We start from the raw sequence: 26,808 nt of genomic DNA on the forward strand, positions 1-26,808 counted from the left end.
ATCGGATCAAGGAGATCGACATCATGACGATTTTCAGCGGCAAGTGCTTTTGTGGCGCGGTTGAAATCGAAGCGGAGGGAGCACCGGAGGCAATGGGATATTGCCATTGCTCGTCGTGCCGCTCCTGGTCGGCCGCCCCGGTGAACGCATTCACATTGTGGAAGCCGCAGAACGTGCGAGTGACCAAAGGCGCCGAACACGTCGCCACCTACGCACAATCGGAGCTGAGCCATCGGCAATACTGCAAGCGCTGCGGAGGGCATCTCATGTGCGACCATCCGCCGCTTGGGCTCGTCGACGTGTACGCAGCCACATTGCCGACGCTGAAGTTCGCGCCGGGCGTGCACGTCAACTATTCCGAGACGGTGTTGCCGATCAGGGACGGCCTCCCGAAACTGAAGGATTTTCCTGCCGAGTTCGGAGGCTCAGGTGTCGCCATTTCTGAATAGCGATCCTTCATGATCTCAGCTGAGCTCCTGCGCAAGAGCGGCCGTCTCGTCGGCTGGCGATCTCTTTTCCGCGGCGTGCGGCCGCGGAAAAGAGGCTTGCCTTGACCGGTCCCTGCAACGCCATTTTGGGTGCTCGCGAACACCTGTTGCGACTCGCCTCAAAGGAGTGCTTGGCTCCGATGCATCTCTTGATTTTGCACGGTTGCCGTGCTACTGGCAGCGCATGATTAAATGCTCGCGCAAAATGAACTTCTGGAACATGACCCGCTTCGGCCGGGCCGTGGAAGGAGTCGTGCGCTAGCATCTCGACGACGACATCTTTTCCACCAGGCCCCGCCGGCATCGGACGGGGCCTTTTGTTTGGCCACGCTCCCTGCCGGCACAACAGCAGGAGCGTACGATGCCACCACAACTAACGGATATTTCACCCGGACTTGAGGGCGCGGCCGCAAGGCGCGGCGTCAACCTTTCCATCGTGTCGGCCAAGAGCGCAGTCGACGCGGCGTTGGCGGCGCGCCTCGAGGCGTCCGCTGCGGCGCTGGACGACGCCCTGTCCGAAAAGAATGCTGCCCAACTACCGGCGCGAAGCGTCTTCAGCCTGCTCAAGCGGGCCTGGCTTGCGATTTGGGAGCGGCGCCGGGGCCGGCACCTCGGTTTGCAGGATTTGAGTGACAGGGAGCTGATGGATATCGGTCTGACGCGCAGCGAGGTTGACTACCTCTCGCCCCAGCGCGTGATCGATAATTTGAGGGACAGCACGCGCTATTTCTGGAATGGCGGTGGGATGTAGATGATCAGCCGCGAGATTTGGACGCGCATTCTGAGACCAAGCGGCGGTCAGCCCGGCGCTTGTTCTCAGGCGTGCCCGGCCCTGCGTGCTCGGCGACCATCCGGCTCGCCGGCGCGAGCGCATCCGACCAATCATCGATCTTCACAGGGAAATGACCGCGCCGGCTGCGACGCTCGAGGTCCTGGGCATTTTTTCGCGGGTCCCGCCTGCCTAAACCCGTTTGCCTTGCCAGTTTTTCCACGGCAATATGCCGCCAAAACAACCATGAGAAACGGGAAGATAGAATGGCAGCCCCCATCAAGTTCGGCGTTGGCCAAAGCGTGCTCCGCAAGGAGGACGACGCGCTGATCCGCGGCAAGGGCCGCTATACCGACGATTACGCGCCGCAGGCCGCGCTGCGCTGCCTGGTGCTGCGCTCGCCGCATGCCCATGCCAAGTTCACCATCGACGCGAGCCGCGCCCGCTCGCTTCCTGGTGTCGCGCTGATTCTGACCGCCGCCGAGGTCGCCGATCTCGGCAATCTGCCCTGCCTGTTCAATCTCGAGACCGATCCGTTCACCGGACCGCCGTACCCGATCCTGGCCAAGGACGAGGTGCGCCATGTCGGCGATTCCGTCGCCTTCGTCGTCGCCGAGACCATCGACCAGGGCCGCGACGCCATCGAGGCGATCGACGTCAAATGGAGCCCGCTGCCTGCCGTCACCGGCGTCGTCAACGCCGTCAAGACGGGCGCGCCGCAGGTCTGGCCGGACAAGCCGGGCAATGTGCTGTTCGACGTCTCGATCGGCGACAAGAAGGCGACTGAGGCTGCGTTCGCCAGGGCGCATGCGGTGGCCGAAATCTCCATCGTCAATCCGCGCGTGGTCGCGAGCTTCATGGAGACGCGCGCGGCGGTCTGCGAATACGATGCCAAGGCCGATCATCTGACGCTGACCGTCGGCAGCCAGGGCAGCCATCGGCTGCGCGACATCCTGTGCCAGAACGTGCTGAACATCCCGACAGACAAGATGCGGGTGATCTGCCCCGACGTCGGCGGCGGTTTCGGCACGAAGCTGTTTCCGTATCGCGAATACGCCCTGATGGCGGTCGCGGCGCGCAAGCTGAAGAAGGCGGTGAAGTGGTCGGCCGACCGCTCAGAGCATTTCATGGGCGACGCGCAGGGCCGCGACAACGTCACCACCGCGAAGATGGCGCTGGCCGAAGACGGAAAATTCCTCGCGATGGATTGCGACCTGATGGGCGACATGGGCGCATATCTGTCGACCTTCGGGCCCTACATTCCGCATGGCGGCGCCGGCATGCTGCCGGGCCTCTACGACATCCAGAACTTCCACTGCCGGGTGCGCACCATCTTCACCAACAGCGTGCCCGTCGATGCCTATCGCGGCGCGGGCCGGCCGGAGGCGGCTTACGTCATCGAGCGCCTGGTCGACGCGTGCGCGCGAAAACTGGAGATGACGCCGGACGCCATCCGCCGCAAGAACTTCATTCCGCCGAAGGCGCTCCCCTACAAGACGGCGACCGGCAAGGTCTATGATTCCGGCGATTTCGCCGCGCATCTCAAGCGCGCGATGGAGATCGCCGACTGGAAGGAGTTTTCGAAGCGCGCCAAGGCGGCCAAGAAAAACGGTCTGATCCGCGGCATTGGCCTAGCAAGCTACGTCGAGGTTTGCGGCACCATGGGAGAGGAAACCGCCAATGTGCGGATGGACCCCAATGGTGACATCACCGTCCTGATCGGCACGCAGTCGAGCGGGCAGGGCCACCAGACTGCCTATGCGCAGATCGTGGCCGAGCAGTTCGGCGTTGCGCCCGAGCGTGTACACGTCCACCAGGGCGACACCGCAATGATCGCCACCGGTCTTGGCACCGGCGGCTCGGCCTCGATCCCGTCGGGCGGGGTGAGCGTCGAGCGCGCCACGCGTGAGCTCGGCCAGAAGCTGAAAGAGATCGCGGCGCAGGCGCTGGAAGCCAGCGCCGGCGACCTCGAGATATCAGACGGCCTCGTGCGCATTGCCGGCACCGACCGTTCGATCTCGTTCGCCGATCTCGCCAAGCGCCCCGGCGCGGATCCATCCAAGCTGAACGCCAGCGCGACCTTTGCCAGCGCCGACGGCACCTATCCCAACGGCACGCATGTCGCCGAGGTCGAGATCGATCCGGCGACCGGCATCATCAGAATCGTCAATTACGTGATCGTCGACGATTTCGGCAAGACGCTCAATCCGCTGCTGCTGGCGGGCCAGGTGCATGGCGGCGCCATGCAAGGCATCGGCCAGGCGCTGATGGAGCAGGTGGTCTATGGCGCGACCGACGGCCAGCTCATCACCGCCACCTACATGGACTACGCCCTGCCGCGCGCCGCTGATGGTCCGTCCTTCGTGTTCGAGACCAACAACATTCCCTGCACGACCAACCCAATGGGCGTGAAGGGTGCGGGCGAGGCCGGCGCGATCGGCTCCTGTCCGGCCGTCGTCAACGCGATCGTTGACGGTCTCTGGCGCGAGTACAAGATCGATCATATCGACATGCCGGCGACGCCCGAGCGGGTATGGATCGCGATCAACGAGCACCATCGCCGCCACAGGCTGTGAGGCGGCGCATCGCCCGCGGGAATTAACGGCCCGCGGCCGGGTTCTATCCTCATGAGCATCCCCCAAAACCGACTTGCGAGCCGGAGTCACGAGCCGATGAAACGAACGTTGATTGTCGTGGGCACCCTTGTTCTGGGGGCAGGCGCCGTGATGGCGCAGCAGGAGATTGCCGTGCAGCAGGACAATCTGATGCGCTCGCAGGCCAAGAGCATGTACGGCGTCATCCTCAAGATGGCGAAGGGCGAGATTCCCTACAACCAGAAGGCCGCCGACGAGGCGATCGCCAATCTGGAGGCCGACGTCGCCAAGATCGCCAAGACTTTCGAGGTGAATCCCAAGCAGGCCGTCGTGAACGCGACCTATGGATCGTCGCCGAAAGTCTGGCAGAACAAGGCCGATTTCGATTCCAAGATCCCGCCGGTGCAGAAGGCGATCGCCGACGTCAAGGGCAAGATCCACGATGTGGCGAGCCTGAAGGCCGCCTACACCGCGATGAACGACCGTTGCAATGATTGCCACGAGACGTACCGGGTGAAGCTGAAGTAGGGCGGCACAGCCCGTTACTCCGTCTACGGGCATCATGCCTTTCTGATTCCATCAGCTAATTCTCCTCCATGGTCTGACGGATCGTCGTCAGAATGGTTATGTTTGCTTGCGCCGAGCGGCGTCGATGCCTCAGGTTCGGAGCTCCGACGCGCGGGCGGCGATCGCAGTCAACAGCGAGACAGGCCATGGCAAAACCGTTCCCGTCGAAAACCCATATTGGCAACCATATGCTGCATCCGGAAACGCTGATGCTGACCTATGGCTACGATCCGCAGCTGTCGGAAGGCGCCATCAAGCCGCCGGTGTTCCTGACCTCGACCTTCGTGTTCAAGACCGCCGAGGACGGCCAGGACTTCTTCGACTACGTCGCCGGCCGGCGCGAGCCGCCGGCGGGCATGGGCGCCGGCCTGGTCTATTCGCGCTTCAACCATCCCAACAGCGAGATCGTCGAGGACAGGCTCGCAGTCTACGAGCGCACCGAGGGCTGCGCGCTGTTCTCCTCAGGCATGGCGGCGATCTCGACCACGATTCTGGCGTTCGTGCGGCCCGGCGACGTCATCCTGCATTCACAGCCGCTTTATGGTGGCACCGAGACGCTGCTGACGAACACGCTGTCGCGGTTCTCGATCGGCGCGGTCGGCTTTGCCGATGGCATCGACGAAGCGACGGTCAATAGCGCCGCGGAGGAGGCGATGCGCAAGGGCCGGGTCTCGATGATTTTGGTCGAGACCCCCGCCAACCCGACCAACGGCCTCGTCGACATCGCGCTGATGCGCCGCGTCGCCGATGCCATCGGCAAGGCCCAGGGCCAGACGCCGATCATCGCCTGCGACAACACGCTGCTCGGCCCGGTGTTTCAGCGGCCGATCGAGCACGGCGCCGACATCTCGCTGTACTCGCTGACCAAATATGTCGGCGGGCACTCCGACCTGATCGCCGGCGCCGCGCTCGGCACCAAGGCGGTGATGAAGGGCGTCAAGGCGCTGCGCGGCGCCATCGGCACCCAGCTCGATCCGCATTCCTGCTGGATGATCAACCGCTCGCTCGAGACCTTGAGCCTGCGCATGGAGAAGGCCAACAGCAACGCGCGCCTCGTCGCGGATTATCTACGCGGTCACGCCAAGGTGGCGAAGGTCCATTATCTCGGTCACCACGAGGAGGACTCACCCTCGGGGCGCGTGTTCGCACGGCAATGCCTGGGGGCGGGATCGACATTCTCGTTCGACATCGTCGGCGGCCAGGCGGCGGCGGAGAAATTCCTCAACGGCTTGCAGATCTTCAAGCTCGCCGTGAGCCTTGGCGGAACGGAGTCGCTCGCCAGCCTCCCGGCGACGATGACCCATTCCGGTGTCCCCGCCGATATCAGGCACAAGATCGGCGTGCTCGATTGCACCATCCGGCTGTCGATCGGCATCGAAAATCCATCCGACCTGATCGCCGACCTCGAGCACGCATTGAGCGCGGCCTGAGCTACGGCAGATTCAGAATAGAAGGGGCCGAGCGCTGCTCGCGCCCGGCCCTCGCCGATGCGATTGCTATGAACTTACTTGGTCACCTGGCCGCGGATTTCGCCGCCCGGATTTGCCGCCGTGTGGACGTTGACATAGAGCTTGCCGGCGAGGAGATCGGAGGCCTGCGCGTCGGTCAGCGTCGCCGAGCCTTCGACCGGGCTGTTCGCGGCGCCGGGGATCGGCACCATGACGCCGGCGTTCTTGCCAGGCTCGGCCGGACCGTGGAAATGAGCGGCGGTGGCGGGGCCGGAGAGCCCGGAATAGGTCAGCTTCCAGGAGAGCTTCTTGCTGGCGGCGTCATAGTCGATGTCAGCCGTGCCGGTACCGGCGCTGGCATTGGCGGGGACTTCGGACTTGCCGTCCAGCGTCGCCTTCAATTTCTCCGCGCTGGCCGAGCCTGCGAATGCGACGGCGGCTCCGAGTGCCAGCGTGGCAAAAAGGGCTTTGTTCATGGGTCTCTCCCTGTTGACGCCTGATTGCGGTCAACCTGCAAACAGTGCGATTGCAAGTTTATTCCCGGATTCCGATCGAACCATCTAAATTATTCGTGGCTGGAGCGGCTGCGGGTTGATCCGTAAATTCGCCGGAGCACGATGGGATCCGCAATGCTGCGACGAACAATTTATGTCATTCTCGTCACGACCGTTGCAGCTGTTGCCGCTTATTGGTGGCTGACCGCGCCGACTGCGCTGGCCTTGCCGGCGCCGACGCGCGGGCCCGATCTCGCCAACGGGCAGGAGCTGTTCAACGCCGGGGGCTGCTCGTCCTGCCATGCCGTGCCCAACCAGCCGGATCGTCTGCGGCTCGGTGGCGGCCTGGCGCTCGGCTCGCCGTTCGGCACGTTCTATGTCCCGAACATTTCGCCCGATCCCAATGACGGCATCGGACGCTGGAGCGAGGCCGATTTCGTCAATGCGGTGACACGCGGCATTTCGCCAGAGGGCACACACTACTATCCGGCGTTTCCCTACACGTCCTACCACATCGCTGATATTAACGACGTCCGCGATCTCTTCGCTTACCTGAAGACGCTGCCGCAGGTCTCGGGCCGGGTGCGCGACCATGATCTGCCGTTTCCGTTCAACATCCGCCGCAATGTCGGCATCTGGAAATGGCTGTTCATGGATGTCAGGCCGTTCGTGCCAGATCCGGCACGTTCAGCGCAATGGAATCGCGGCGCCTATCTCGTCAACGGCTTTGGCCATTGCGCCGAGTGCCACAGCCCGCGCAATGTTCTCGGCGGCGTCATCGGCTCGCAGCGCTTCGCCGGCGGCCCCAATCCCGAAGGCGAGGGCTGGGTGCCGAACATCACTCAGAAGGGCTTGGGCAGCTGGAGTGAGAGCGACATCGCCGACTTCCTCGAGACCGGCGACATGCCCGAGGGCGACAGCGCATCGGGCTCGATGCGGCCGGTGATCAAGAACCTCGCGCAGCTCAAGCCTGAGGACCGCGCGGCGATGGCCGCCTATCTGAAGTCGCTGCCGCCCGTCGATGGCCCGACGCCGCCCAAGCGCAGGGAAGGTGGCGGCTAGCTGGCGCCGAACGCCTTGAAGGTGATGATGGTGAGGGTGTCCTGGATGCCCGGCAGCACCTGCACCTTCTCGTTCACGAAGTGGCCGATATCGGTGTCTTTGTCGACATAGAACTTCACCAGCAGATCGTATTGGCCTGCCGTGGAGTAGATCTCGGAGGCGATCTCGGCTTCGGCGAGCGCGTTGGCCACCGTATAGGACTGGCCGAGCTTGCATTTGATCTGGACGAAAAAAGGAACCATAGCAGTCACTCCGAAGGCCTGTTCCCGGCCAATAGGCCAAAACCGGCCCGATTTAGCAAGCCGCCAGCGGTCGCGACAAGTGCCACGAGGTCATCGACGCCGCGAGATTCGGCGGCTTGCTGGGGCTGTGGGAGGGCGCTAGGACAGGCGATGGCCGAGTTTTGTTCAAGCAAGCGTGTCCCGCGATGACGACATCAGTGGCGCTCACCATCGCCGGTTCCGATTCGAGCGGCGGCGCCGGCATCCAGGCCGACCTGAAGACCTTTGCCGCACTCGGCGTCTACGGCACCTCCGCGATCACCGCGTTGACCGCGCAAAACACCAAACGCGTCACCGGCATTCACCCGGTGCCCGCTGATTTCCTCACCGCGCAGATCGATGCGGTGTTCTCCGATCTCGACGTCGGCGCCGTCAAGATCGGCATGGTGGCGCAGGCAGGCAGCATCGATGCGATCGCCTCAGCGCTGTCGTACTGGAGGCCGCGCCATGTCGTGCTCGATCCCGTGATGGTCGCAAGTTCGGGCGATCGCTTGCTTGCCGCGGAGGCCGTCGAAGCGTTGCGCACGAAACTGATGCCGCTCGCGTCGGTGATCACGCCCAATCTGCCGGAGGCGGCTGCGCTGCTGGACGAGCCGGTCGCGCGAAGCGAGAGCGATGTCGAAAGCCAGGGGCGTCGCCTGCTTGGCCTCGGCTGCCGCGCCGTCCTGATCAAGGGCGGGCACGGCGAGGGAGCGGAGAGCACCGACTATCTGATCAGCGCCACCGCCATGATCGCGCTTGCTGCACCGCGCATCGCGACCCGCAACACGCACGGCACCGGCTGCTCGCTATCCTCAGCGGTTGCGGCAGGTCTTGCCAAGGGCGAAGATCTCGAAACGGCCGTGCGCAATGCCAAGAGCTGGATCAGCGCGGCGATCGCTTCTGCCGACCGCTTCAGCGTCGGTCACGGCCACGGGCCGATCCATCATTTCCACAGGTTTTACTGACGCTGATTTCGCGGCTCGCAAGCACCCGCCGGGACCATGGCTTCCCGGCATTTTGCGGGGCCCCATCGCGGGCCATGTCGCCTGTTTGTCGCATGCGGCTGATATTCGCGGGGAGGGCGAGGCAAGGTCCGATTCGTATCCGAGGGTGCCTCAAAGGTTCAATCGTCATCCCCCTGTCACGGGACATTGTTACAGGCTGTCGCATGGGAAGTTACGATGTGAGTGACGAAAGCCCGGAGCGGCGCTTTCGCACGTTGTTCATCTCCGACGTCCATCTCGGAGCCCGCGGCTCTCAAGCCGATCTTCTGCTGGACTTCCTGCGTTACCACGATGCCGATACGATCTATCTCGTCGGCGACATCGTGGATGGCTGGGCGTTGAAATCGAGCTGGCATTGGCCGCAATCGCATAACGACCTCGTCCAGAAGCTGCTGCGCAAGGCGCGCAAGGGTGCCAAGGTCGTCTACGTGCCCGGCAATCACGACGAGTTCCTGCGCAACTATTACGGCACGCATTTCGGCGGCATCGACGTCGTCGAGAACACCGTCCACACCGGCGTGGACGGCAAGCGATATCTCGTCATCCACGGCGACATCTTCGACCTCGTGGTGCAGAACGCGCGCTGGCTCGCCCATCTCGGCGACAAGGCCTACGACTTCGCGATCCAGATGAATCGCTTCGTCAACTTCTTCCGCCGCATGTTCAAGGTGCCCTATTGGTCGCTGTCGCAATGGGCCAAGCAGAAGGTCAAGAACGCGGTCAACTATATCGGCGCGTTCGAGCAGGCGCTCGCCGCCGAAGCACGGCGCCACGACGCGGATGGCGTGATCTGCGGCCACATCCACTACGCCGTGATCCGCGACGAGAACGGCATCCGCTACATGAACTGCGGCGACTGGGTCGAGAGCTGCACTGCGCTGGTCGAGCACGACGACGGCCGTTTCGAGATCATCACCTGGGCGGATCACCTGCAGAAGCCGGCAGAAGTGCCGCAGGTGGCAGCCAGAGCTGCTTGATGAGAGCTGCCTGATGCGCATCCTGGTCGCGACCGACGCCTGGCACCCGCAAGTCAACGGTGTGGTTCGGACGCTGACCAAGCTCGCTGACGCCGCGAAGGCGCTTCAAGTCGAAGGTCTTGGCGTCGAGTTCACGTTCCTGACGCCGCAATCGTTCCGCACCTTTGCGATGCCGAGCTATCGCGACGTGCGGCTGGCGATGCCGCGCCCGGCGCGCATTGCGAAGCTGATCGAGGAAGCCCGGCCCGACAGCATCCACATCGCGACGGAAGGACCGATCGGCGTGATGGTCCGCCGCTATTGCCGCCAGCGCAAGCTGCCGTTCACGACCAGCTTCCACACCCGCTTCCCCGAATATGTCCGCGCCCGCGTGCCGGTTCCGGGCTCGCTGATCTGGCGGGCGCTGCGCCGCTTCCACGGCCCGAGCCGGGCCGTGATGGCGGCGACGCCAGCGCTGGCCCGCGAACTCGGCGAGCGCGGTTTCGACAATGTCGTGCTGTGGCCACGCGGCGTCGATACGCATCTGTTCCACCCCCGCGCCATCGATCTTTGCCTGCCGGCCCCCGTCTTCCTTTCGGTCGGCCGCGTCGCGGTGGAGAAGAATCTCGAGGCGTTCCTCGATCTCGATCTGCCCGGCACCAAGGTCATCGTCGGCGACGGCCCGGCGCGCAACGCGCTGGAAGAGGCCTATCCCGATGCAATTTTCCTGGGCGAAAAGCACGGGGAGGAGCTGGCCGACATCTATGCGGCGGCCGATGTCTTCGTGTTTCCGAGCAAGACCGACACGTTCGGCCTGGTCCTGCTCGAGGCGCTCGCGAGCGGACTGCCGGTCGCGGCGTTCCCGCTGAAGGGGCCCCGCGACGTCATCGGCGATGCACCTGTCGGCGCGCTGGAGGATGATCTGCGTGACGCCTGCCTTGCGGCGCTCGACATCTCCAGGCAGGCCTGCGTCGAATTCGCCGCCGCCTATACCTGGGAGGCCTCGGCGCGGGCTTTTGTCGAGCGCATCCGCGCCGTTGGCGCCGTGCTGCCTGGCCGGGCTGGAGCGGAACGGCCGCGGTTCGTCGCCTGAGCGCAGAGGATCCTCGCCCGGAGGTGTCTTGCCCGCGGCTCGTCCGCCGCGATAAAATCACGCCATGTCCGAACAGCCCCTTCCGGTCGGCCCCGCCGATATCGACGCCGCAGCGCGCGTGCTCGCGCCCTTCGCCGTCCGCACCCCCTTGTTGTCCTTGCCCGTGCTCAACGAGCGCGTGGGTGCAAAAGTTTTCCTGAAGCCGGAGATGCTCCAGCGCACCGGCTCCTTCAAATTCCGCGGCGCCTTCAACAAGGTGTTCTCGATCCCGCAGGACAAGCGCCCGGGGGGCGTCGTCGCGTTCTCCTCCGGCAACCACGCCCAGGGCGTGGCGGCGGCAGCCAAGATCCTGGACATGCAGGCGACCATCGTGATGCCGGCGGACGCGCCGCTGTCGAAGCGCGAGCGCACCAAATCCTATGGCGCCGAAGTCGTGCTGTACGATCGCGACCGCGACGACCGCGAGGCGATCTCGCGCGGCATCGCCGAGAAGCGCGGCGCGACGCTGGTCCGGCCCTATGACGATCCGTTCGTGATCGCTGGCCAGGGCACCGCCGGCCGCGAGATCGCGGAAGACATGGCTGCGCTCGGCCTTGCGCCCGATGTCGTGGTGGCACCGGCCTCCGGCGGCGGCCTGATCGCGGGCGTCGCCACGGCGGTGAAGGCACGCTATCCGCAAGCCGAGATCGTGGTGGCCGAGCCCGAGGCGTTCGACGATCACGGCCTGTCGCTGACCGCAGGCCATCGCGAGCCGCATCCGCCCGCGGGCCGCACCATCTGCGACGCGCTGATGGCCTTGATCCCCGGTGAGTTGACGTTTGCGATCAACAGCAAGCTGCTCGCGCGCGGCGTGACGGCGTCCGACAAGGAGGTCGGCGCGGCGGTCGCCTTTGCCTATCGCGAGCTGAAGCTCGTGGTTGAACCCGGCGGCGCCGTGGGCCTCGCCGCGCTGCTCGCGGGGCGTCTCGATGTCGCCGGGAAGAACGTCGTCATCGTGCTCTCCGGCGGCAATGTCGATGCGGATCTGTTTGCCGAGCTGGTGGCGTGATTTTCCAATTTCGTGAGACAAACGAGGGGCAGAGCGTTTCCGCTCTGCCCCTTTGTACGTGTTGAGTTCGAGCTTGCCGCTTGCGCGGTGCAACCTCTCCCGCTTGCGGGGCAGGTCGGCGCGAAGCGCCGGGTGGGGGATGTCTCCTCTTGGGGATTGTCCCATTGTGGAGACACCCCACCCCGGCCCTCCCCGCAAGCGGGAGAGGGAGCGCACCTTTTTCGTGGCATCAGTGCATGAAGCCGCGGTGGTTGTTGCCGCCGTTCATGTTTGACTGGTTCATCGATTGACGGACATTGTTGCCGCCGCTCACGATCCGGTTGGTCGCGTTGAGCTGCGGGCGGGTGTTCTGCACCTGCACCTTGTTCACCGGGTTGTTGTTGAGCCCGACGCCGTTGTTGATATGGATCGGGTTGTTCTGCGTCGGGACGTTCGCGGGCTTCGCGCCGACCGTCGTGCCGGCCTTGCCGATCGTCACCGGCATGCTCAAGGCCTTGCCCGCCGCGCCGGTATTGGTGTTGGTCACCGGCAGCGTCACGATCTTGCCGATGCTGTTGTTGTTTGCTGCCGTGTTGGTCGGTGCGGGCAGGGTGACGATCTTGCCGAGGTTGCCCTCGACCGGCTTCTGCACGACAGGCAGGTTCACGTTGGTCTGCGCGCCATTGCCCTGCTGGATCAGCGGCATGTATTTGGGCTGGCCGAGATTGCCGATCTTGAGCGTCGGGGCAATGTTCTGCGGGGCGAGGAATTGCGTCGCCTGCATCAGGGGAATCAGCTTCGGCTGTGCCTCGAGCTTCAGCGCGACTTGCGCGTAGGGGCTGTTGCCGTAGCTGTCGTAGAAGGCCTTGTAGCCGAGCGGCGAGTTCGCCAGCACCGCCTGGTGCCAGGCCTGCGTGAGCAAGAGGTTCGCAAGCAGCCAGCGGATGTGATCGCACAGCGGGTCGTGCGGATACATCGCGACGAACTCCTGATAGTATTCAGGCTTGCCCTCCGACAGCACATAGTCATAGGCTTGGCGCGCCGTGCGGCTCGGCAGGTTGGATGCCATCTGCACGACAGGCGCATGCACCGGCGCGCGGTTGGCGGCGACGGCCGTGTCGCCGAAAAAGGTGAAGTCGGAGGTGAGCGAGGAACTCTCCCAGGGCACTTGCGCGCCGCTGGTGGTCTGGTTGACCGCCAGGCGCACGCGCTTGAACAACGGCTCGATCGGCACGTTGGGCTCGCGCGCGATGTTCAGGAAGGCCTGCGTGTAGGGGCTGTGGCCATTGGTGCCGTCGAGCGCCTCGGCGCCCGGCGCAGTCGAATAGCCGACGATCGAGCCGTTCGGCGCGTCAACGATGGCAAGGCCCCGGCCGGCGTCGTTGACGCCGGGGAACGGGTTGTTGCGGCAGGCATCGAGGATGACGATACGCATCCGGCTCGGGATCGTCTCGAGCGTTGACATGACGTCGACCAGGCGGACCGAGTCGTTGACGAGCTCGGTTGGCTTCGACACCTTCGCGTCGACAGGGACGAGGTAGTTCTCGCCGGCAAGCTGCACGCCATGACCGGCGTAATAGACCATCGCCACCGTGTTCGGGCCGCGCGCGGACACCTTGGCCGAGAAATCCTGCACGACGCGCAGCATGTCGCTCTGGCCGAGGTCGGTGGCCGAGATCACCTCGAAGCCGGCCGAGTTGAGGAATTGCGCCATCGACTGCGCGTCATTGTCGGGATTGGCGAGCTGCGGCGCGTTCTGGTAGTTCGAATTGCCGATCACCAGCGCCACGCGCTGTTCCGGGCCTTGCAGCGTGGTCGGGGCGGGTTCGACAGGGGCGACTTGCGCGGAAGCCGTGCCGCAGGCGAAGCCGAACAGGCTTCCCAGCAGGCCAGCCGTCATCAGGGCGGATGTCATGCGGAACATGGGGTGTGCTCCCTCGGGGCTGATCTCGATGCGAGATTGGTTGCGAGGAAGCTAGGTCGCGTTCGAATCCTGGTCCGTGATCGCAATCACGATGGCGCGCTGCGTGATCTGAATCACACTCGGGAGCCGGCATCTTCATTCAGTTTGGAAGCGCAGGCCCCCAACTTGCCGTGACGTTGCCGTCGAGACGTGGATTGGTCAGGGGCCTCCTGGCATTGAGGATGGGCAGCAGGCGCGGATCGTGAAAGCGGGCGTAGTACGGCTCCATCCAGGCGAGATCTCCCTGAAAGGTCCACGGGAAGAGCTGCTGTGGATCGTGAGTCGGCATGCTGAAACTTTGCTGGTTTTGAACCGCGCGAATGATCAATTCGGCGAGGCGCTGGATCGCCCTGTCGTTCTCCGCGTAGAGATCGATCTTCCGGCGGCTTGCCAGCTCGGCACAGAACACCAGCGGGATGAGTGCCGACGCTCCGGTGCGCTCCAAATCTGTTCCCACTCCGTCATGCGAGCGCAGCGAAGCAATCCAGAATCCCTCCGCGGAAAGACTCTGGATTGCTTCGGCGGAGAGCGCGTTCCCCTTACGAGAAGAACGCGATCTTCTCGGCCTGGGTCATGCGGCGGATCGGCGCCAGCGCATCGTTTGCGGCCGGGCGGGGCTTTTGCACGATGCCGCTGGCGAGGATGGTGGCGCCGAGCGAGGGCTCGGGAAGGGGGGACGGCATCGGCAGGTTCGCGGACGGCGCTGCGGCGAAGGTAGCCACGGCCGCCATCGCGGGCGCCGGCTGCTCCATCATTTCGGCGGCGGCTTCCGCGATGGCCTCGGTGAGGCGCGCGAGCGATTCCATCGCGATCGGGGCGTCGGTGACCGGCTGCTCGGCGACCGGCTCCTCAACGTGTGGCGCGGTGGGCGCCTCCATGGCGACCGGCTCCGCGACCTCCGCAATCATCGGCTCGGGAACGGCTGCTCCCACCTCCATGGGCTCGGCGATCGCGTCGAACTCCGGATCGGGCGCGGCCATCTCCAGCGCGATCGCCTCGAGGATGGCTTCGTCCTCGGCTTCCGCGGCAGCATCGAACGGGAATTCGTCGGTGACCCCGGCGACGCCCACGGGATCGGCGAGGCTGTCCTCGAGCGCAGCAAGACTCTCTTCCGCGACGGCGTGGCTGTCGGCGATCTCGGGCGCGCCGGCGACGTCCATCGTCTCCCCGGCGGTGCCGCTCAGGTCGGCGGCGGCCTCGGGCTCGGGTGCGATCTCCTGTGGCGCCTCCGTAAAAGCCACGGGCGCTTCACCCGCCATCGCAGCCGGCGCCTCGACAATTGGGGCTTCTGCCACCGGCGCTGTGGACTGGGCGGGCGCAGGTCGCGCCGCGGCCTGCGGCACCGTGACGCCATCTGCTTCGGTCTGCTCGATCCGGTCCTTGAGCAGATCGAAGGCAGCCTTGAGGTCGCCGCGCGGGTCGATCGCCGACACCTGGGCGCAGGCCGCCTCGATCGAGGCGAGCTGCGAATCAATCAGGTCGCAGATTCGCCCATCGGCGCCGATCTCGCGCCAGCGCCAGGAGATCTCCTTGATGATGCGCACGCCGCGCGTGACAGGTGCGAGGCCGGCTTCGATCGCGGCAGGATCGAACGCCTTGCCGGCGGCGCTTTCGGCGTCCTCGACCGCGCGGCGGATCGCGGCCAGGGCTTCGGGCAGGCGGTCCACCACGACGGGTTGTCGCTGTGCCGCAAGGGTTTCCTCGATTTTCGCGACCGCATCGAGCACCATGCGCGTGTCGGCGTTGCGGTTGCGCTTGGCGTATTCGCCGAGGAACCAGCGTCCGCGCGCGGTCTCCATGAAGGCTTCGCGGATCGCGTCGTAATCCTGCTCGTTCGGCTCGGCCGCGCGGGCAGACATAGGCGAAAGGGCGAATGCTTCAGAGGCCATGTCAATCTCGTCGCGCAAATCACTGCGCGTTACTGTAACGATCACCACGATATCGACCGAATCGCAATTGGTTTGATGCTACCCGAATCACAAATCCCCATCGCAGCCTCGGTCAAGCGGCGATTCGCCGTGCGGCTCGCGCTGTTCTATTCGGCAGTGTTCGCGGTATCAGGGACGCATCTGCCGTTCTTCCCGCTCTGGCTCAAGGCGATCGGCATCGACGCCTCCTGGATCGGCCTCATCAATGCGCTGCCGGCGCTCACGCGCTTCACCACGTTGCCGCAGGTCACCGCCATTGCCGAAAAGCGGCATGCCATTCGCGGCGGCATGATGATCTCGGTGCTGGGGACGGCAATCGGCTTTGCTGCCGTCGGCTTGCAGCAGCAGCCGTTGGAGCTGTTCGTGATCTACGCACTCACCTGCATGATGTGGACGCCGACGACGCCGCTCACCGATGCCTATGCGCTGCGGGGCGTTGCGCGTTACGGGCTCGACTACGGTCCCCTGAGGCTGTGGGGCTCGGCGGCGTTTGCGGCCGCGGCGCTCGCCTGCGGTTATCTCGTCGACATCATCGCGGCGCGCGATCTGATCTGGATCATCGTTGCGTGGGCCGTCGTCACGGTCCTGGTCAGCCTGCTGCTGCAACCGCTCGACGATGCCAGGCGCAAGACGACCGGGACGCAAGCCGATAATGCGCTGCTGCGCGATGGCGGCTTGTGGGCGGTGATCGCATCAGCTGCGCTGATCCAGGGCAGCCACGTCGCCTACTACACGTTCTCCGCCATCAACTGGCAACTCCACGGCTTGAGCGGGCTGACGATCGCGGGATTGTGGACGCTGGGCGTGATCGCCGAGATCATCGTGTTCGCGCTGTCGCCGCGCTTCTCGCTTCATCCATCATCGCTGATGGCGATCGGGGGCTTGAGCGCCGTTCTGCGCTGGATCGTGACCGCGAACGAGCCGCCGCTCGCACTGCTCGCGATCGCCCAGCTCGGTCATGGCCTCACGTTCGGCATGACCGTCGTCGGCACCATGAATCTGCTGGTGCAGCGCGTGCCGTCGCATCAGATCGCGCGCGGACAAGGCTATTACGCCGCATGCAGCGGATTGTTGAGCGCAACGACGTCGATCGCGTCAGGCGCGATCTATGCCCGCATCGGCGATGGCCTGTATTACGTCATGGCCGCGATGGCCGCCGCCGGCGCGCTCGTGATCTGGTCGGCGCGGCACCGGCTGGCCGCTCAGCCCCAGAGCGAAGCGTCCGGCGGATAGACCAGGCTCTCGTCATAACGCAGTCCATGATCGCGATCGCGCGCCAGTAGCAAGGGACCATCGAGATCGACGAAGCGTGCCTGCGGCGTCACCAGCATGGCGGGCGCCATCGACAGCGAGGTCGCGACCATGCAGCCGATCATGATCTCGAAGCCGAGCGCCTGCGCGGCATCGGCCATGGCTAGCGCCTCGGTGAGGCCGCCGGTCTTGTCGAGCTTGATGTTCACGGCGTCGTAGCGCGCACGCAGCGGTGCAAGGGACTTGCGGTCGTGGACGCTCTCGTCGGCACAGACGGTGAGCGGTCGCTTAATCCGCGCCAGCGCATCGTCCTTCCCCGCCGGCAGCGGTTGCTCCACCAGGGTGACGCCGACAGCGGCACAGGCGGCGAGGTTGGCTTCCAGATTGGCCTCGGTCCAGGCCTCGTTGGCATCGACGATCAGTTCGGACTCGGGCGCTGCCATGCGCACCGCGGTGATTCGCCGTGGATCGCCGTCGCCGCCGAGCTTGATCTTGAGGAGCGGCCGGTGTGCAGCCTTGGCGGTCGCCGCAGCCATGGCCTCGGGCGTGCCCAGCGAGATTGTATAGGCGGTGGTGCGCTCCCCGGGCACGGGGCGGTCCAGCAGGCTCCAGGCCCGCCGGCCTGATGCCTTGGCCTCGAGGTCGATCAGGGCGCAATCCAGCGCGTTGCGAGCGGCTCCGGGCGGCATGGCGGCCTGGAGGGCCTGCCGCGTCAGCCCATCCGCCATGGCCGCCTGCATGGCCTGGATCGCGGCCAGGGTCGCCTCGGGCGTCTCGCCGTAGCGGGGATAAGGCACGCATTCGCCGCGGCCGGTCAGGCCATTTTGCCTCACTTCGGCCACGACGGTGACCGCTTCCGTCTTGGCGCCCCGGCTGATCGTGAAACTGCCGGCGATGGGAAACCGCTCGATTCGCGCGGCGAGGACGGGAACTTTGCTGGAAGTCATTTTGAACTCTGGCGAAAACTGAACCTGCTGGTTACCTCTAACAACTAACATTAACCAGTTGGGGATACCTTTTCTGGGTAAGGGCGCGTGCGCAACGATCTGATTTCCTCCGCCCTGGTATGGGAGCGGATACCTTGAGCGGCGATCCGAAGCTGGAACGGATTGCCAAAGGCAACGCGCTGGCCCTCTGCGCCACCGGAACCTGGACCGCGAGCTTCGCGCCGGTCCTGGAGCGGATGGTGGCCGACGCCGAGAAACTTGCCGGCGGCCCGCAAAGCATTTTCATCGACGTCTCCGAGGTCGCCAAGCTCGACACGTTCGGCGCCTGGCTGATCGAGCGGCTGCGCCGCAGCCTGACCAAAGGCGCCGTCGAGGCCCAGATCGCCGGGCTGTCCGCGAACTATGCGAGCCTCGTCGACGAGGTGCGCCGGGTCCGGGCGACCCCGGTGGTCGAAACCTCCGCGATCACCATCACCGGCATGCTGGAACAGATCGGCCGCGGCGTCGCGGGCCTTGGCGGCACCATCGCGAGCCTGGTCGACATGCTGGGTGCGGTGCTCGCGGCGGGCGCACATGTGCTGATCCATCCGCGCTCGTTCCGCCTGACCTCGACCGTGCACCATCTGGAGCAGGTTTGCTGGCGCGCGGTGCCGATCATCGTGCTGATCACCTTCCTGATCGGCTGCATCATCGCCCAGCAGGGCATCTTCCATTTCCGCCGCTTCGGCGCCGACATCTTCGTCGTCGACATGCTCGGGGTGCTGGTCTTGCGCGAGATCGGCGTGCTCCTGGTCGCGATCATGGTCGCGGGCCGCTCGGGCAGTGCCTACACTGCCGAGCTCGGCTCGATGAAGATGCGTGAGGAGATCGACGCGCTGCGCACCATGGGCTTCGACCCGATCGAGGTGCTGGTGCTGCCGCGCATGCTGGCGCTGGTGCTGGCGCTGCCGATCCTCGCCTTTCTCGGCGCCATGGCCGCGCTCTATGGCGGCGGCCTCGTCGCCTGGCTCTATGGCGGCGTCGATCCCGAAGCGTTCCTGCTGCGCCTGCGCGATGCCATCTCGATCGACCATTTCATCGTCGGCATGGTGAAGGCGCCCGTGATGGCCGCGGTGATCGGCATCGTCGCCTGCGTCGAGGGACTTGCGGTGCAAGGCAGCGCGGAGTCGCTCGGACAGCACACCACGGCGTCCGTGGTGAAGGGCATCTTCTTCGTCATCGTCATGGACGGCGTGTTCGCGATCTTCTTCGCCTCGATCGGGATGTGACGATGGCGCAAGAAACTCAAAACGAAATTCAGAACCCCATCATCCGCGTTCGCGACATCACCGTGCAGTTCGGCGCGACACGTGTGCTCGATGGTCTCGACCTCGACGTCAAGCGCGGCGAGATTTTGGGCTTTGTCGGTCCTTCAGGCGCCGGCAAGTCGGTGCTGACCCGCACGATCATCGGCCTGGTGCCGAAGGTCGCAGGCTCGATCGAAGTGTTCGGCGTCGATCTGGATTCCTCCAATACGTCGCAGCGCCGCAACGTCGAGCGGCGCTGGGGCGTGCTGTTCCAGCAGGGCGCGCTGTTCTCCTCGCTCACCGTGCGGCAGAACATCCAGTTTCCGATGCGCGAATATCTGCGGGTGTCGCAGCGGCTGATGGACGAGATCACCATGGCCAAGCTCGCCATGGTCGGTCTCAAGCCCGAAGTGGCCGAGCGTTTTCCGTCGGAGCTCTCAGGCGGCATGATCAAACGTGTCGCGCTGGCCCGCGCGTTGTCGCTCGATCCCGATCTCGTCTTTCTCGACGAGCCGACCTCGGGCCTGGATCCGATCGGCGCCGGGGACTTCGACGAGCTGGTCAGGACGCTGCAGCGGACTTTGGGACTGACGGTTTTCATGGTAACCCACGACCTCGACAGCCTTTACACAGCTTGCGACCGCATCGCCGTTCTAGGGAACGGCAAGATCATTGCGGCAGGGTCGATTGCCGACATGCAGGCCTCGCAGCATCCCTGGCTGAGGCAATATTTCCATGGCAAGCGCGCCCGCGCGGTAATGAGTTGAGTAGCCGGAGCACCTGATGGAAACGCGGGCGAACTACGTATTGATCGGATCCTTCACGCTGGCGGTGATCGCAGCTGCGATCGGCTTCGTGCTGTGGTTCCAGTCGCTGCACACCACCAAGCAGCGGATGCCGTTCCGCGTCGTGTTCGAGGGACCGGCCGCGGGCCTGCGCAACGGCGGCAGCGTCAACTTCAACGGTATCCGGGTCGGCGAGGTGGTCTCGGTGAAGCTCGACAATCCGCGGCGGGTTGTCGCGCTCGCCATGATCGAGAACAACACGCCGCTGCGCAAGGACACTCTGGTCGGCCTCGAATTCCAGGGCCTGACCGGCGTCGCCGCGATCTCGCTCAAGGGCGGCGAGGAAGCCGCACCGCCGCCGCCGCTCGACGAGGACGGCATTCCGACGCTGACGGCCGATCCGAACAAGCTCCAGGACGTCACCGAGGCGATCCGCGGCACGCTGCAGAACATCAACAAGATCGTTGCCGACAATCAGGATTCGGTGAAGAACTCGCTGAAAAATCTGGAGACCTTCACCAACTCGCTCGCGCGCAACTCCGAGAAGATCGACGGCGTGATGGCCAAGGTCGACGGCGTGATTCTCAAGGCCGACGGTGTGATGCTCAAGGCCGACAACCTCATGCTCGGCCTCAACACCCTTGCCGGCGGCAAGGATGGCGGCGAGCTGTTCCTGACGGTCAAATCGATCCGCGAGCTCGCCGAGGATTTCGACAAGCGCTCCGGCGCGCTGATGACCGACGGCCGTCGCACCCTCGGCGACATCAGCCGCGCCGTGAACAATTTCGACCGCAACCCGACCCGCGTGCTGTTCGGCGCCAGCAACAGCAGCGCACAACCGGCGCCGCCGCCGGCCGAACCGGCGAAGCCGGCGCCGGCCGCGAGTGGCAGGCGGCAGTAGAGTTTCATCGGCGGACCTCGGGCCATGGACCCCAATCCGGGTTCTTTGCTCGCCTTGCAATGACGAGCTGAAACGAAAACGGAGGCCGTGAGGCCTCCGTTTGCATTCGCTATCGGCTGGGGGTCGCGTCTTACCCCAACCGTCCCGCCGCATGCGCGAGCAGGGTGTAGACCAGACCCGTCTCCGAGGTCAGGTGGCTGCGCAGCTCCTGCGGGCCACGACCATCGCTGGCGACCTCGTCGAGCAGGCGTTCGAACTCGCTGATGTAGCGGTCCACCGTGCCCTTGAAGTTGCGATCGGCGCGGTACTTGCGGGCGACCTCGTCGAAGGCCTTCTGGCCGGCGGGCGTGTACAGGCGCTTGGTGAAGGCCTTGTTCTCGCCGCGCTGGTAGCGGTCCCACATCTCGGCGGCGAGATTGCGGTCCATCAGCCGGCCGATGTCGAGCGACAGCGATTCCAGCGGATTGCCGCTGCTCTGCGCGGCCTGCGGCAGCGGAGCAGGCGCAGCCTGGCGGACGCGCGGAGCCTCACGGCCGGCCGGAGCAGGCGGGTTGGCATCGGTGCGGTTCAACAGGTCCGACAGCCAGCCGTCGCGGCCCTGGTCGTTGCCGCCGGGGGCGACCGGCGGAGCCTCGGCGCGGCGCGAGGCGGCGGGCATGCCGAGGTCCGGCGGCGGCAGCGTCGAGGCACTGCCGGTGTCGCGCATGCGGGTCTCCGTGCCGCGAGCTGCAGTCGCCATCACCGGCTCTTCCTGCCGCTGGACGGCGACGGACGCACGGCCCGTCGTGGTGACGTCGAGGCCGCGGCCGTGCTGGGCCACGATGCGGTTGAGCTCGGCGAGCGCCTCGATCTGGTCGACGATCACCTTGCGCATCTGCGCGGTGCTCTCGGCGGCCTCCTGTGGCATCTCGAGCACGCCGCGGCGCAGTTCGTTGCGGGTGGCCTCGAGCTCGTTGTGCATCTCCAAGGCCATCTGCTTCATGCTGGAGACGAGGTTGCTGAACTTCTCGGTCGACTGCTTGAACATCGCATCCGCCTCGTCGGTGGTTTGGCGGTAGATGTCGTGCATGGCCTCGAGGGTCTGCCGGTGCTCCTCTTCGGAGGCCGCCCGCACTGCCTCGAACTGGCGGGTGATCGCGGCCGAACCTGCGCCGGCGGTCTCGGCGACCACGCGGGCGATGTCGCGCGCACGCTCTTCGGCTGCAGCGAGCGACTCGTCGAGCAGCCCGGTGAAGCGCGACAGGCGCTGGTCGAGGTCGGCGGTCCGCAGGTCGATCGTGGTGACGAGCGATTCCAACGCCGCCTTGCGTTCGGCAAGCGAGGCAGTGGTATTCTTGTTGCTCTGCTCGACGACCTGAGCGGCATCGACCAGCGCCTTGCCGTGTGCGTCGAACTGGGTCGACAGCTCGCCGAGATCCTGCAGCGCCCGGGTGGTCTTGCTGTTGAACACGTTGAGCTGGTCTTCGAGGTTCTGCGTCGCAGCACCGTTGCGCGAGGTGACGTCGTTCATCGCCGACACGAAGTCGGCAACGCGCGTCACCAGCGCCCGCTCGAGCGAGTTCAGGTTGTCGTGCGCACCGGTCAGCACCTCCTGGAGCAGGATGTTGCCTTCGCGCAGGCGCTCGAACAGCGCGACCGTGTCGGTGCGCAGGATCTTGCTGGTCTCCTGCATCTCGGTGACGGCCGCGATCGAGACCTGACGCGACTGGTCGATCGCCGCGCGCGAGGCCGACTCGAGGTCCTTGAGCGACTTGCTGACCGCGCCGGTCGCGATCTCGCTCGCCGCGTTGATGGTGCGGGCGACTTCGTTGCCGTTGCCCATCATGGTCTGCGAGAAGGCCTGGCCGCGCGTCTCGATCGACTTCAGCGCGTCGGAGGTGACGCGGTCGATGTCGAGCGTGAGCTGGCTGGTCTTCGAGCCGATCGCGTCGACGAGCGAGCCGCGCTTGGCGTCGATCATGTTCGAGAGGCGGTCGGCCTGCTGCTGCACATAGGTGACGATCTCGTCCGTCTTGCCGGTCATGGCCTGGCCGAAGCTGGAACTGGCGGCGAGCACCGAGCGCTCGACGTCGGCCGAGCTCGACTTGACCCGCGAGCTCGCCTCGTTGGAGGCGGAGATCAGGGCGTTCTGGGCGTTGAGCGCGCTGGTCTGGATGTCGTTGGTCGCATTCGCCGTGGCCGTGCTCAGCGCGCGCTCGATCTCGGTCGAGATCATGCGGATCTGGCTTGCGGCGTCCGCCGAGGTCGAGGTCAGCGAGGTCTGGGCCTCGCGTGCGCTGTTGAGGATGGTGGAGGCGGTGTCGGCGCCGACCGAGGTCAGGGTACGCTCGATGTCCGTCGTCAGCGACTTGATCTGGCTCGCCGCGTCGGTCGAGGCGGTGATGAGCGTGCCCTGGGCCTCGCGCACGCCGCTGGTGAGCGCCTCGATGGTGGCTCCGCCGGCGGTCGCCAGCGCGCGCTGCATTTCGGCTGCGAGCGAGCGGACCTGGCCGGTCTGTTCCGCCGAAACCGCGAGCAGGGTGCTCTGGGCGTCGCGGGCGCTGGCCGTGATCGTCTCGGCCGTGGTCTGGCCGACCTGCGAAAGCGAGCGGTGCACTTCGGCCGCGAGCGACTTGACCTGGCTCGCCGCCTCCGCGGACGCGTTGACCAGGGTGCTCTGCGCCTCGCGGGCGCCGCCCAGGATGCTCTCTGCTGTCGATGTGCCAGCCATGGAGAGCGACCGCTGCACGTCGGCGGTAAGAGCCTTGACTTGGTTTGCCGCATCCGCAGATCCGGCGACGAGCGTGCTCTGGGCCTCGCGCGCGCCCGTCATGATGGTCTCGGCGGTCGAGGTGCCGGCCATCGAGAGCGAGCGCTGCACGTCGGAGGACAACGCCTTGATCTGGTTGGCGGTCTCGGTCGAGGCCGTGATCAGCATGCCCTGCGCGTCGCGGGCGCCGGCCGTGATCGCTTCCGCCGTGGAGGTGCCGGCCATCGACAGCGAGCGCTGCACGTCGGCGGTGAGCGACTTGACGTGGTTGGCCGCATCCGAGGAGGCGCTGACGAGCGTGGTCTGCACCTCGCGGGCGCCGGCCAGGATCGAGGCCGCGGTGGCCGAGCCGGCCGCGGACAGAGTGCGCTCGACGTCGGCCGCGAGCCCCTTGATCTGGTTGGCGGCATCGCCCGAGGCGGCGACGAGGGACGACTGCGCTTCGCGGGCGCTGGTCAGGATCGAGTTCGCGGCACCCGTGCCGACGGCGGTCAGCGCGCGCTCGACCTCGGCGGAGGTCATCTTGAGCTGGGCGTTGACGTCGGAGGAGACGGTCATGAGCGACTGTTGCGCGGTGCGCGCACCGGTCTGGATCGTCTCGCTGGTGTTGACCACGAGATTGGTGAGCGAACGCTCGGCGTCTTCGACATGCGAGCGGATCGCGGTCGAGATCATCTCGGCCCGGGACATCATGTCCTCGCTGGCCTGGCGGCCGCTGCTTTCGATGCGGCCGGCGACGGCCTCGACACGCGAGCCGAGCAGGTCCTCGAACTGCGCCACGCGGACGTCGATGTCGCTCGCGACCGAACCGACCTTGGTTTCGATCGCCTGCTGGATGTCCTGGAAGCGCGCCGTGACCGTGTCGGTCAGGTGCATGCTGCGGCCGTCGATGAGGTCGGCGACGCTGGTAATGCGGCGGTCGACTGCCTCGATCGCCTGCGCCGTGCCGTCCGTGAGCGTCGAGGTAAGCAGGGTGAGGCGGGTGTCGATCGACTGCACCGCCTGCGAGGCGCCGCTGGTCAAGGCGCTCGTCAGATAGCTGAGGCGGCTGTCCACGGACTCCAGCGCCTGCGATGCACCGCTGTTGAACGTCGTCGTCAGATGCGTCAGGCGCGTATCGATTGCCTGGATCGTCTGCGAGGCGCCCTCGGTCAGCGTCGTCGTGAGGTGGGTGAGGCGGCCATCGATGGATTCGAGCGCCTGCGCCGCGCCGCCGGTGAGCGTCGTCGTGAGATGCGTCAAGCGCGTATCAACCGACTGGATCGCCTGGGCCGCACCATCGGTCAGCGACGTCGAGAGCGTGTTGAGGCGTTCGTCGATGGTTTCGGTTACCGACTTCGCACGCGCGTCGAACGACTGCTCGAGCGCGCCGACGCGCCCGCCGAGCTGCTGGTCGAACGTCTTGATGTGGCCTTCGATGGTGCCGTCGAGGCTGGCGATCTTGTCATTCAGCGAGGCGTCCAGATTGGCGACGCGTTCGCCGATCGTGGTCTCGAACTGCACCAGGCGCTCGTCGAGCACGGCCGTGATGGCGCCGCCGTTCGAGGTGAAGCGAGTGTCGAAATTATCGACATAGGTCTTCAGCGACTCGTGGATGTCCTGGGTGCGCTGGCCCAAGCGCTCGACGATCTCGCCGCCGAAGGTCTTCACGGTGCGGTCGAATTCGGAGATGTGGCGCGTGATCAGGGCACCCAGGGTGCCGGAATCGCGGGCGAACTTCTCGATCAGCTCGGACCCCTGGTTCTTCACCAGCTCGTCGAACGCGCTCATCTGCAGCGACAGAGAATCGTGCGCGGTCTCGGTCTGGCTGACGACCTTGGCGACCAGCGTGTTGACGGTGGCGTCGAGCGCCTCGCTCGCCTTGTCGCCCGAGGTCATGATCTGGCCGGCGAGGCGGTTGCCGGCGTCGTCGATCTTGGCGGAGATGTCGTTGGAGCGCAGCTCGAGCTCGAGCAGCAGCGAGTCCGACGAGTTCTTCAGGCTGTCGTGCACCTGCTCGGTGCGCTCGGAGATGCCGTCGACGATCGCGGCGGAACGCTGCTCGAACTCGCCGGTGATGCGGTCGATGCGTTCGTTCAGCATCTCGTGGACGCGGTCGGCGAGGTCGACGAACTCGTCGTGGACGTGGCCGGTCTTGAAGTTGAGGCTGGTGGTCAGTCGCTCGCTGGCGTCGAGCACCGCGCGCGTGGTCTCGGCGCTGGCTTCCTCGAGCCGGTCGAGCAGGTCGCCGCCGCGCTCGCCCAGCGCGAGGATCATGTTGTCGCCGGCGTGGCTCAGGGCGCCCGTGATGTGAGCGCCGCGCTCTTCCAGCGCGCCGGTGATGGATTTCGCGACCTCGTCGACGCGAGAGGCGATCGCGTCCGAGATCAGCGCGATGTCGTGACGAAGGTCGATCTGCACGCCGGAAATGGCGCTGCGGACCTGCTCGGCCTGGCCGACCAGGTTGTCGCGCTGATGCGCGATGTCCTGGAGCAGGGCGCGGATGCGGACCTCGTTGTCGGAATAGGCGCGTTCGAGCGCGGCGACCTCGTTTGCGACGAGTGTTTCGAGTTCGCCTGCCCGCGCGATGGCGCGCTCGATGCCGTCGCCCATTGCCGCGACCTCGCGGCGGATGGCCTGGCCGACCGTGACCATGGAATCCGACGCCGAACCTTCCGGCTCGGAGAAGCGGATCGCAACCTGCGCCATCGCCTGCGCGACCTGGCTCATCTGCTGGCCGCGCCAGACCAGGCTGGCGAGGAAGTAGAACAGCATGATCGGCGCGAAGAACATGGTGACGAGGCCGGCGATCGCCAGCACGCCGCCGCTCTCGCCCATGGCGGCCCGGATCGAGGGCAGGAAGCCGACCGTCAGGGCGGCACAGGCGGCGAGCCAGATCACGGTGAAGATGGTCGCGCCGGTGTAGATGTTGCGCGCGGGGCGGCCCGTTTGCAGCGATTGGAGCAGCTGGCCGATGGTCGCGCGGTCGTCGTTGGCGGCGCGGCGCGAGGTGCGCGGTTCCTCGATCGGATCGAACACGGCGCGCTCGTTGGCGGCAGGCCGCGGCTCGAAGGCGGGCTCGCCGTCGAACACGGGGGGCGCGGGCGGTGGGACCGGCGGCGCCGTTTCGTTGCGCATCGCGGCGTTGCGGCTGGTATCGGCAGCCGTGTCGCTGATGTTGAGGGCTTCCTGGATCGCAGAAAGCGCAACTTCTGTGGGGTCTTTGACCTTTTTGGGAGTATTGGCCATGTTCA

The 26,808-nt window shown here is 65.7% G+C and carries 21 protein-coding genes; 14 read left to right on the top strand and 7 right to left on the bottom strand.

Annotated features, from left to right (window positions below):
- The first annotated feature begins 23 nt into the window (after window positions 1–23).
- From ACVWZ4_RS23770 to ACVWZ4_RS23790, 5 genes are all read left to right on the top strand, one after another.
- Window positions 24–449 (top strand): GFA family protein, encoded by a 426-nt coding sequence (locus ACVWZ4_RS23770; protein WP_456705331.1) that lies wholly within the window; start codon window positions 24–26, stop codon window positions 447–449.
- Between the two features lie 400 nt (window positions 450–849).
- On the top strand, window positions 850–1,239 hold the full coding sequence (locus ACVWZ4_RS23775) for a DUF1127 domain-containing protein (RefSeq protein WP_456741344.1): 390 nt from the start codon (window positions 850–852) through the stop codon (window positions 1,237–1,239).
- Between the two features lie 284 nt (window positions 1,240–1,523).
- Window positions 1,524–3,833, top strand: a complete 2,310-nt coding sequence (locus ACVWZ4_RS23780; protein WP_456735707.1) for a xanthine dehydrogenase family protein molybdopterin-binding subunit — start codon at window positions 1,524–1,526, stop codon at window positions 3,831–3,833.
- 96 nt (window positions 3,834–3,929) lie between these two features.
- Window positions 3,930–4,379 carry a c-type cytochrome gene (locus ACVWZ4_RS23785; RefSeq protein ID WP_456704583.1) on the top strand — a complete coding sequence of 150 codons (450 nt, stop codon included), beginning with the start codon at window positions 3,930–3,932 and terminating at the stop codon, window positions 4,377–4,379.
- A 185-nt stretch (window positions 4,380–4,564) separates the two neighbouring features.
- Window positions 4,565–5,848 carry a cystathionine gamma-synthase family protein gene (locus ACVWZ4_RS23790; protein ID WP_456704582.1) on the top strand — a complete coding sequence of 428 codons (1,284 nt, stop codon included), beginning with the start codon at window positions 4,565–4,567 and terminating at the stop codon, window positions 5,846–5,848.
- Between the two features lie 74 nt (window positions 5,849–5,922).
- On the opposite strand, the gene ACVWZ4_RS23795 is transcribed toward ACVWZ4_RS23790, so the two are convergent.
- Window positions 5,923–6,342 (bottom strand): CHRD domain-containing protein, encoded by a 420-nt coding sequence (locus ACVWZ4_RS23795; RefSeq protein WP_456704581.1) that lies wholly within the window; start codon window positions 6,340–6,342, stop codon window positions 5,923–5,925.
- 153 nt (window positions 6,343–6,495) lie between these two features.
- Here ACVWZ4_RS23795 and ACVWZ4_RS23800 point away from each other — a divergent pair, with 153 nt between their 5' ends.
- On the top strand, window positions 6,496–7,422 hold the full coding sequence (locus tag ACVWZ4_RS23800) for a c-type cytochrome (RefSeq protein WP_456704580.1): 927 nt from the start codon (window positions 6,496–6,498) through the stop codon (window positions 7,420–7,422).
- Here the strand turns inward: ACVWZ4_RS23800 and ACVWZ4_RS23805 are convergent.
- On the bottom strand, window positions 7,419–7,664 hold the full coding sequence (locus tag ACVWZ4_RS23805; RefSeq protein WP_018317369.1) for an Lrp/AsnC ligand binding domain-containing protein: 246 nt from the start codon (window positions 7,662–7,664) through the stop codon (window positions 7,419–7,421). The two genes, ACVWZ4_RS23800 and ACVWZ4_RS23805, sit on opposite strands and share 4 nt — an antisense overlap.
- Window positions 7,665–7,849: 185 nt before the next feature.
- Between ACVWZ4_RS23805 and thiD the strand changes: the two genes are divergently transcribed.
- The 4 genes from thiD to ACVWZ4_RS23825 all read left to right on the top strand — a co-directional run bounded on the left by thiD (window position 7,850) and on the right by ACVWZ4_RS23825 (window position 11,786).
- The gene (gene thiD, locus ACVWZ4_RS23810; RefSeq protein WP_456741345.1) at window positions 7,850–8,650 is read left to right on the top strand and encodes a bifunctional hydroxymethylpyrimidine kinase/phosphomethylpyrimidine kinase; all 801 of its coding nucleotides are present in this window, start codon (window positions 7,850–7,852) and stop codon (window positions 8,648–8,650) included.
- 203 nt (window positions 8,651–8,853) lie between these two features.
- Window positions 8,854–9,666, top strand: a complete 813-nt coding sequence (locus ACVWZ4_RS23815) for a UDP-2,3-diacylglucosamine diphosphatase (protein ID WP_092239754.1) — start codon at window positions 8,854–8,856, stop codon at window positions 9,664–9,666.
- A gap of 13 nt (window positions 9,667–9,679) precedes the next feature.
- The gene (locus ACVWZ4_RS23820; RefSeq protein ID WP_456741346.1) at window positions 9,680–10,738 is read left to right on the top strand and encodes a glycosyltransferase family 4 protein; all 1,059 of its coding nucleotides are present in this window, start codon (window positions 9,680–9,682) and stop codon (window positions 10,736–10,738) included.
- 64 nt (window positions 10,739–10,802) lie between these two features.
- On the top strand, window positions 10,803–11,786 hold the full coding sequence (locus ACVWZ4_RS23825; protein WP_456704577.1) for a threonine/serine dehydratase: 984 nt from the start codon (window positions 10,803–10,805) through the stop codon (window positions 11,784–11,786).
- Between the two features lie 229 nt (window positions 11,787–12,015).
- Here the strand turns inward: ACVWZ4_RS23825 and ACVWZ4_RS23830 are convergent, their stop codons facing one another.
- The 3 genes from ACVWZ4_RS23830 to ACVWZ4_RS23840 form a co-directional block, all read right to left on the bottom strand.
- On the bottom strand, window positions 12,016–13,689 hold the full coding sequence (locus ACVWZ4_RS23830; RefSeq protein ID WP_456741347.1) for a caspase family protein: 1,674 nt from the start codon (window positions 13,687–13,689) through the stop codon (window positions 12,016–12,018).
- A gap of 139 nt (window positions 13,690–13,828) precedes the next feature.
- On the bottom strand, window positions 13,829–14,173 hold the full coding sequence (locus tag ACVWZ4_RS23835; RefSeq protein ID WP_456741348.1) for an alginate lyase family protein: 345 nt from the start codon (window positions 14,171–14,173) through the stop codon (window positions 13,829–13,831).
- A gap of 94 nt (window positions 14,174–14,267) precedes the next feature.
- Window positions 14,268–15,617, bottom strand: a complete 1,350-nt coding sequence (locus ACVWZ4_RS23840) for a hypothetical protein (RefSeq protein WP_456741349.1) — start codon at window positions 15,615–15,617, stop codon at window positions 14,268–14,270.
- A gap of 75 nt (window positions 15,618–15,692) precedes the next feature.
- Between ACVWZ4_RS23840 and ACVWZ4_RS23845 the strand changes: the two genes are divergently transcribed.
- Complete coding sequence (locus ACVWZ4_RS23845) at window positions 15,693–16,889, top strand: MFS transporter (RefSeq protein WP_456741350.1); 1,197 nt, start codon at window positions 15,693–15,695, stop codon at window positions 16,887–16,889.
- Here the strand turns inward: ACVWZ4_RS23845 and dgcA are convergent.
- Window positions 16,859–17,854: an N-acetyl-D-Glu racemase DgcA gene (dgcA, locus tag ACVWZ4_RS23850; RefSeq protein WP_456741351.1), complete on the bottom strand. Its 996-nt coding sequence runs from the start codon at window positions 17,852–17,854 to the stop codon at window positions 16,859–16,861. The two genes, ACVWZ4_RS23845 and dgcA, sit on opposite strands and share 31 nt — an antisense overlap.
- 134 nt (window positions 17,855–17,988) lie before the next feature.
- Between dgcA and ACVWZ4_RS23855 the strand changes: the two genes are divergently transcribed.
- The 3 genes from ACVWZ4_RS23855 to ACVWZ4_RS23865 are packed head-to-tail and all read left to right on the top strand — an operon-like array spanning window position 17,989 to window position 20,826.
- Window positions 17,989–19,122 (top strand): MlaE family ABC transporter permease, encoded by a 1,134-nt coding sequence (locus ACVWZ4_RS23855; RefSeq protein ID WP_456704571.1) that lies wholly within the window; start codon window positions 17,989–17,991, stop codon window positions 19,120–19,122.
- A gap of 2 nt (window positions 19,123–19,124) precedes the next feature.
- On the top strand, window positions 19,125–19,907 hold the full coding sequence (locus ACVWZ4_RS23860) for an ABC transporter ATP-binding protein (protein WP_456704570.1): 783 nt from the start codon (window positions 19,125–19,127) through the stop codon (window positions 19,905–19,907).
- Between the two features lie 16 nt (window positions 19,908–19,923).
- On the top strand, window positions 19,924–20,826 hold the full coding sequence (locus ACVWZ4_RS23865) for an MlaD family protein (RefSeq protein ID WP_456741352.1): 903 nt from the start codon (window positions 19,924–19,926) through the stop codon (window positions 20,824–20,826).
- A gap of 130 nt (window positions 20,827–20,956) precedes the next feature.
- Here ACVWZ4_RS23865 and ACVWZ4_RS23870 read toward each other — a convergent pair whose 3' ends face one another.
- Complete coding sequence (locus tag ACVWZ4_RS23870) at window positions 20,957–26,803, bottom strand: apolipoprotein A-IV repeat region-like domain-containing protein (protein WP_456741353.1); 5,847 nt, start codon at window positions 26,801–26,803, stop codon at window positions 20,957–20,959.
- Window positions 26,804–26,808: the final 5 nt, after the last annotated feature.

The organism is Bradyrhizobium sp. USDA 4472, from assembly GCF_054058595.1.

What these genes read in the sequence shown, in the direction of transcription:
- ACVWZ4_RS23790 (WP_456704582.1), top strand. Translation starts at nt 4,565, where the DNA reads ATGGCAAAACCGTTCCCGTCGAAAACCCATATTGGCAACCATATGCTG.
- ACVWZ4_RS23820 (WP_456741346.1), top strand. Translation starts at nt 9,680, where the DNA reads ATGCGCATCCTGGTCGCGACCGACGCCTGGCACCCGCAAGTCAACGGT.
- ACVWZ4_RS23840 (WP_456741349.1), bottom strand. Translation starts at nt 15,617, where the DNA reads ATGGCCTCTGAAGCATTCGCCCTTTCGCCTATGTCTGCCCGCGCGGCC.
- ACVWZ4_RS23870 (WP_456741353.1), bottom strand. Translation starts at nt 26,803, where the DNA reads ATGGCCAATACTCCCAAAAAGGTCAAAGACCCCACAGAAGTTGCGCTT.
- ACVWZ4_RS23825 (WP_456704577.1), top strand. Translation starts at nt 10,803, where the DNA reads ATGTCCGAACAGCCCCTTCCGGTCGGCCCCGCCGATATCGACGCCGCA.
- ACVWZ4_RS23805 (WP_018317369.1), bottom strand. Translation starts at nt 7,664, where the DNA reads ATGGTTCCTTTTTTCGTCCAGATCAAATGCAAGCTCGGCCAGTCCTAT.
- ACVWZ4_RS23780 (WP_456735707.1), top strand. Translation starts at nt 1,524, where the DNA reads ATGGCAGCCCCCATCAAGTTCGGCGTTGGCCAAAGCGTGCTCCGCAAG.
- thiD (WP_456741345.1), top strand. Translation starts at nt 7,850, where the DNA reads ATGACGACATCAGTGGCGCTCACCATCGCCGGTTCCGATTCGAGCGGC.
- ACVWZ4_RS23785 (WP_456704583.1), top strand. Translation starts at nt 3,930, where the DNA reads ATGAAACGAACGTTGATTGTCGTGGGCACCCTTGTTCTGGGGGCAGGC.
- ACVWZ4_RS23860 (WP_456704570.1), top strand. Translation starts at nt 19,125, where the DNA reads ATGGCGCAAGAAACTCAAAACGAAATTCAGAACCCCATCATCCGCGTT.
- ACVWZ4_RS23830 (WP_456741347.1), bottom strand. Translation starts at nt 13,689, where the DNA reads ATGTTCCGCATGACATCCGCCCTGATGACGGCTGGCCTGCTGGGAAGC.
- ACVWZ4_RS23770 (WP_456705331.1), top strand. Translation starts at nt 24, where the DNA reads ATGACGATTTTCAGCGGCAAGTGCTTTTGTGGCGCGGTTGAAATCGAA.
- dgcA (WP_456741351.1), bottom strand. Translation starts at nt 17,854, where the DNA reads ATGACTTCCAGCAAAGTTCCCGTCCTCGCCGCGCGAATCGAGCGGTTT.
- ACVWZ4_RS23865 (WP_456741352.1), top strand. Translation starts at nt 19,924, where the DNA reads ATGGAAACGCGGGCGAACTACGTATTGATCGGATCCTTCACGCTGGCG.
- ACVWZ4_RS23815 (WP_092239754.1), top strand. Translation starts at nt 8,854, where the DNA reads ATGGGAAGTTACGATGTGAGTGACGAAAGCCCGGAGCGGCGCTTTCGC.
- ACVWZ4_RS23775 (WP_456741344.1), top strand. Translation starts at nt 850, where the DNA reads ATGCCACCACAACTAACGGATATTTCACCCGGACTTGAGGGCGCGGCC.
- ACVWZ4_RS23795 (WP_456704581.1), bottom strand. Translation starts at nt 6,342, where the DNA reads ATGAACAAAGCCCTTTTTGCCACGCTGGCACTCGGAGCCGCCGTCGCA.
- ACVWZ4_RS23800 (WP_456704580.1), top strand. Translation starts at nt 6,496, where the DNA reads ATGCTGCGACGAACAATTTATGTCATTCTCGTCACGACCGTTGCAGCT.
- ACVWZ4_RS23845 (WP_456741350.1), top strand. Translation starts at nt 15,693, where the DNA reads ATGCTACCCGAATCACAAATCCCCATCGCAGCCTCGGTCAAGCGGCGA.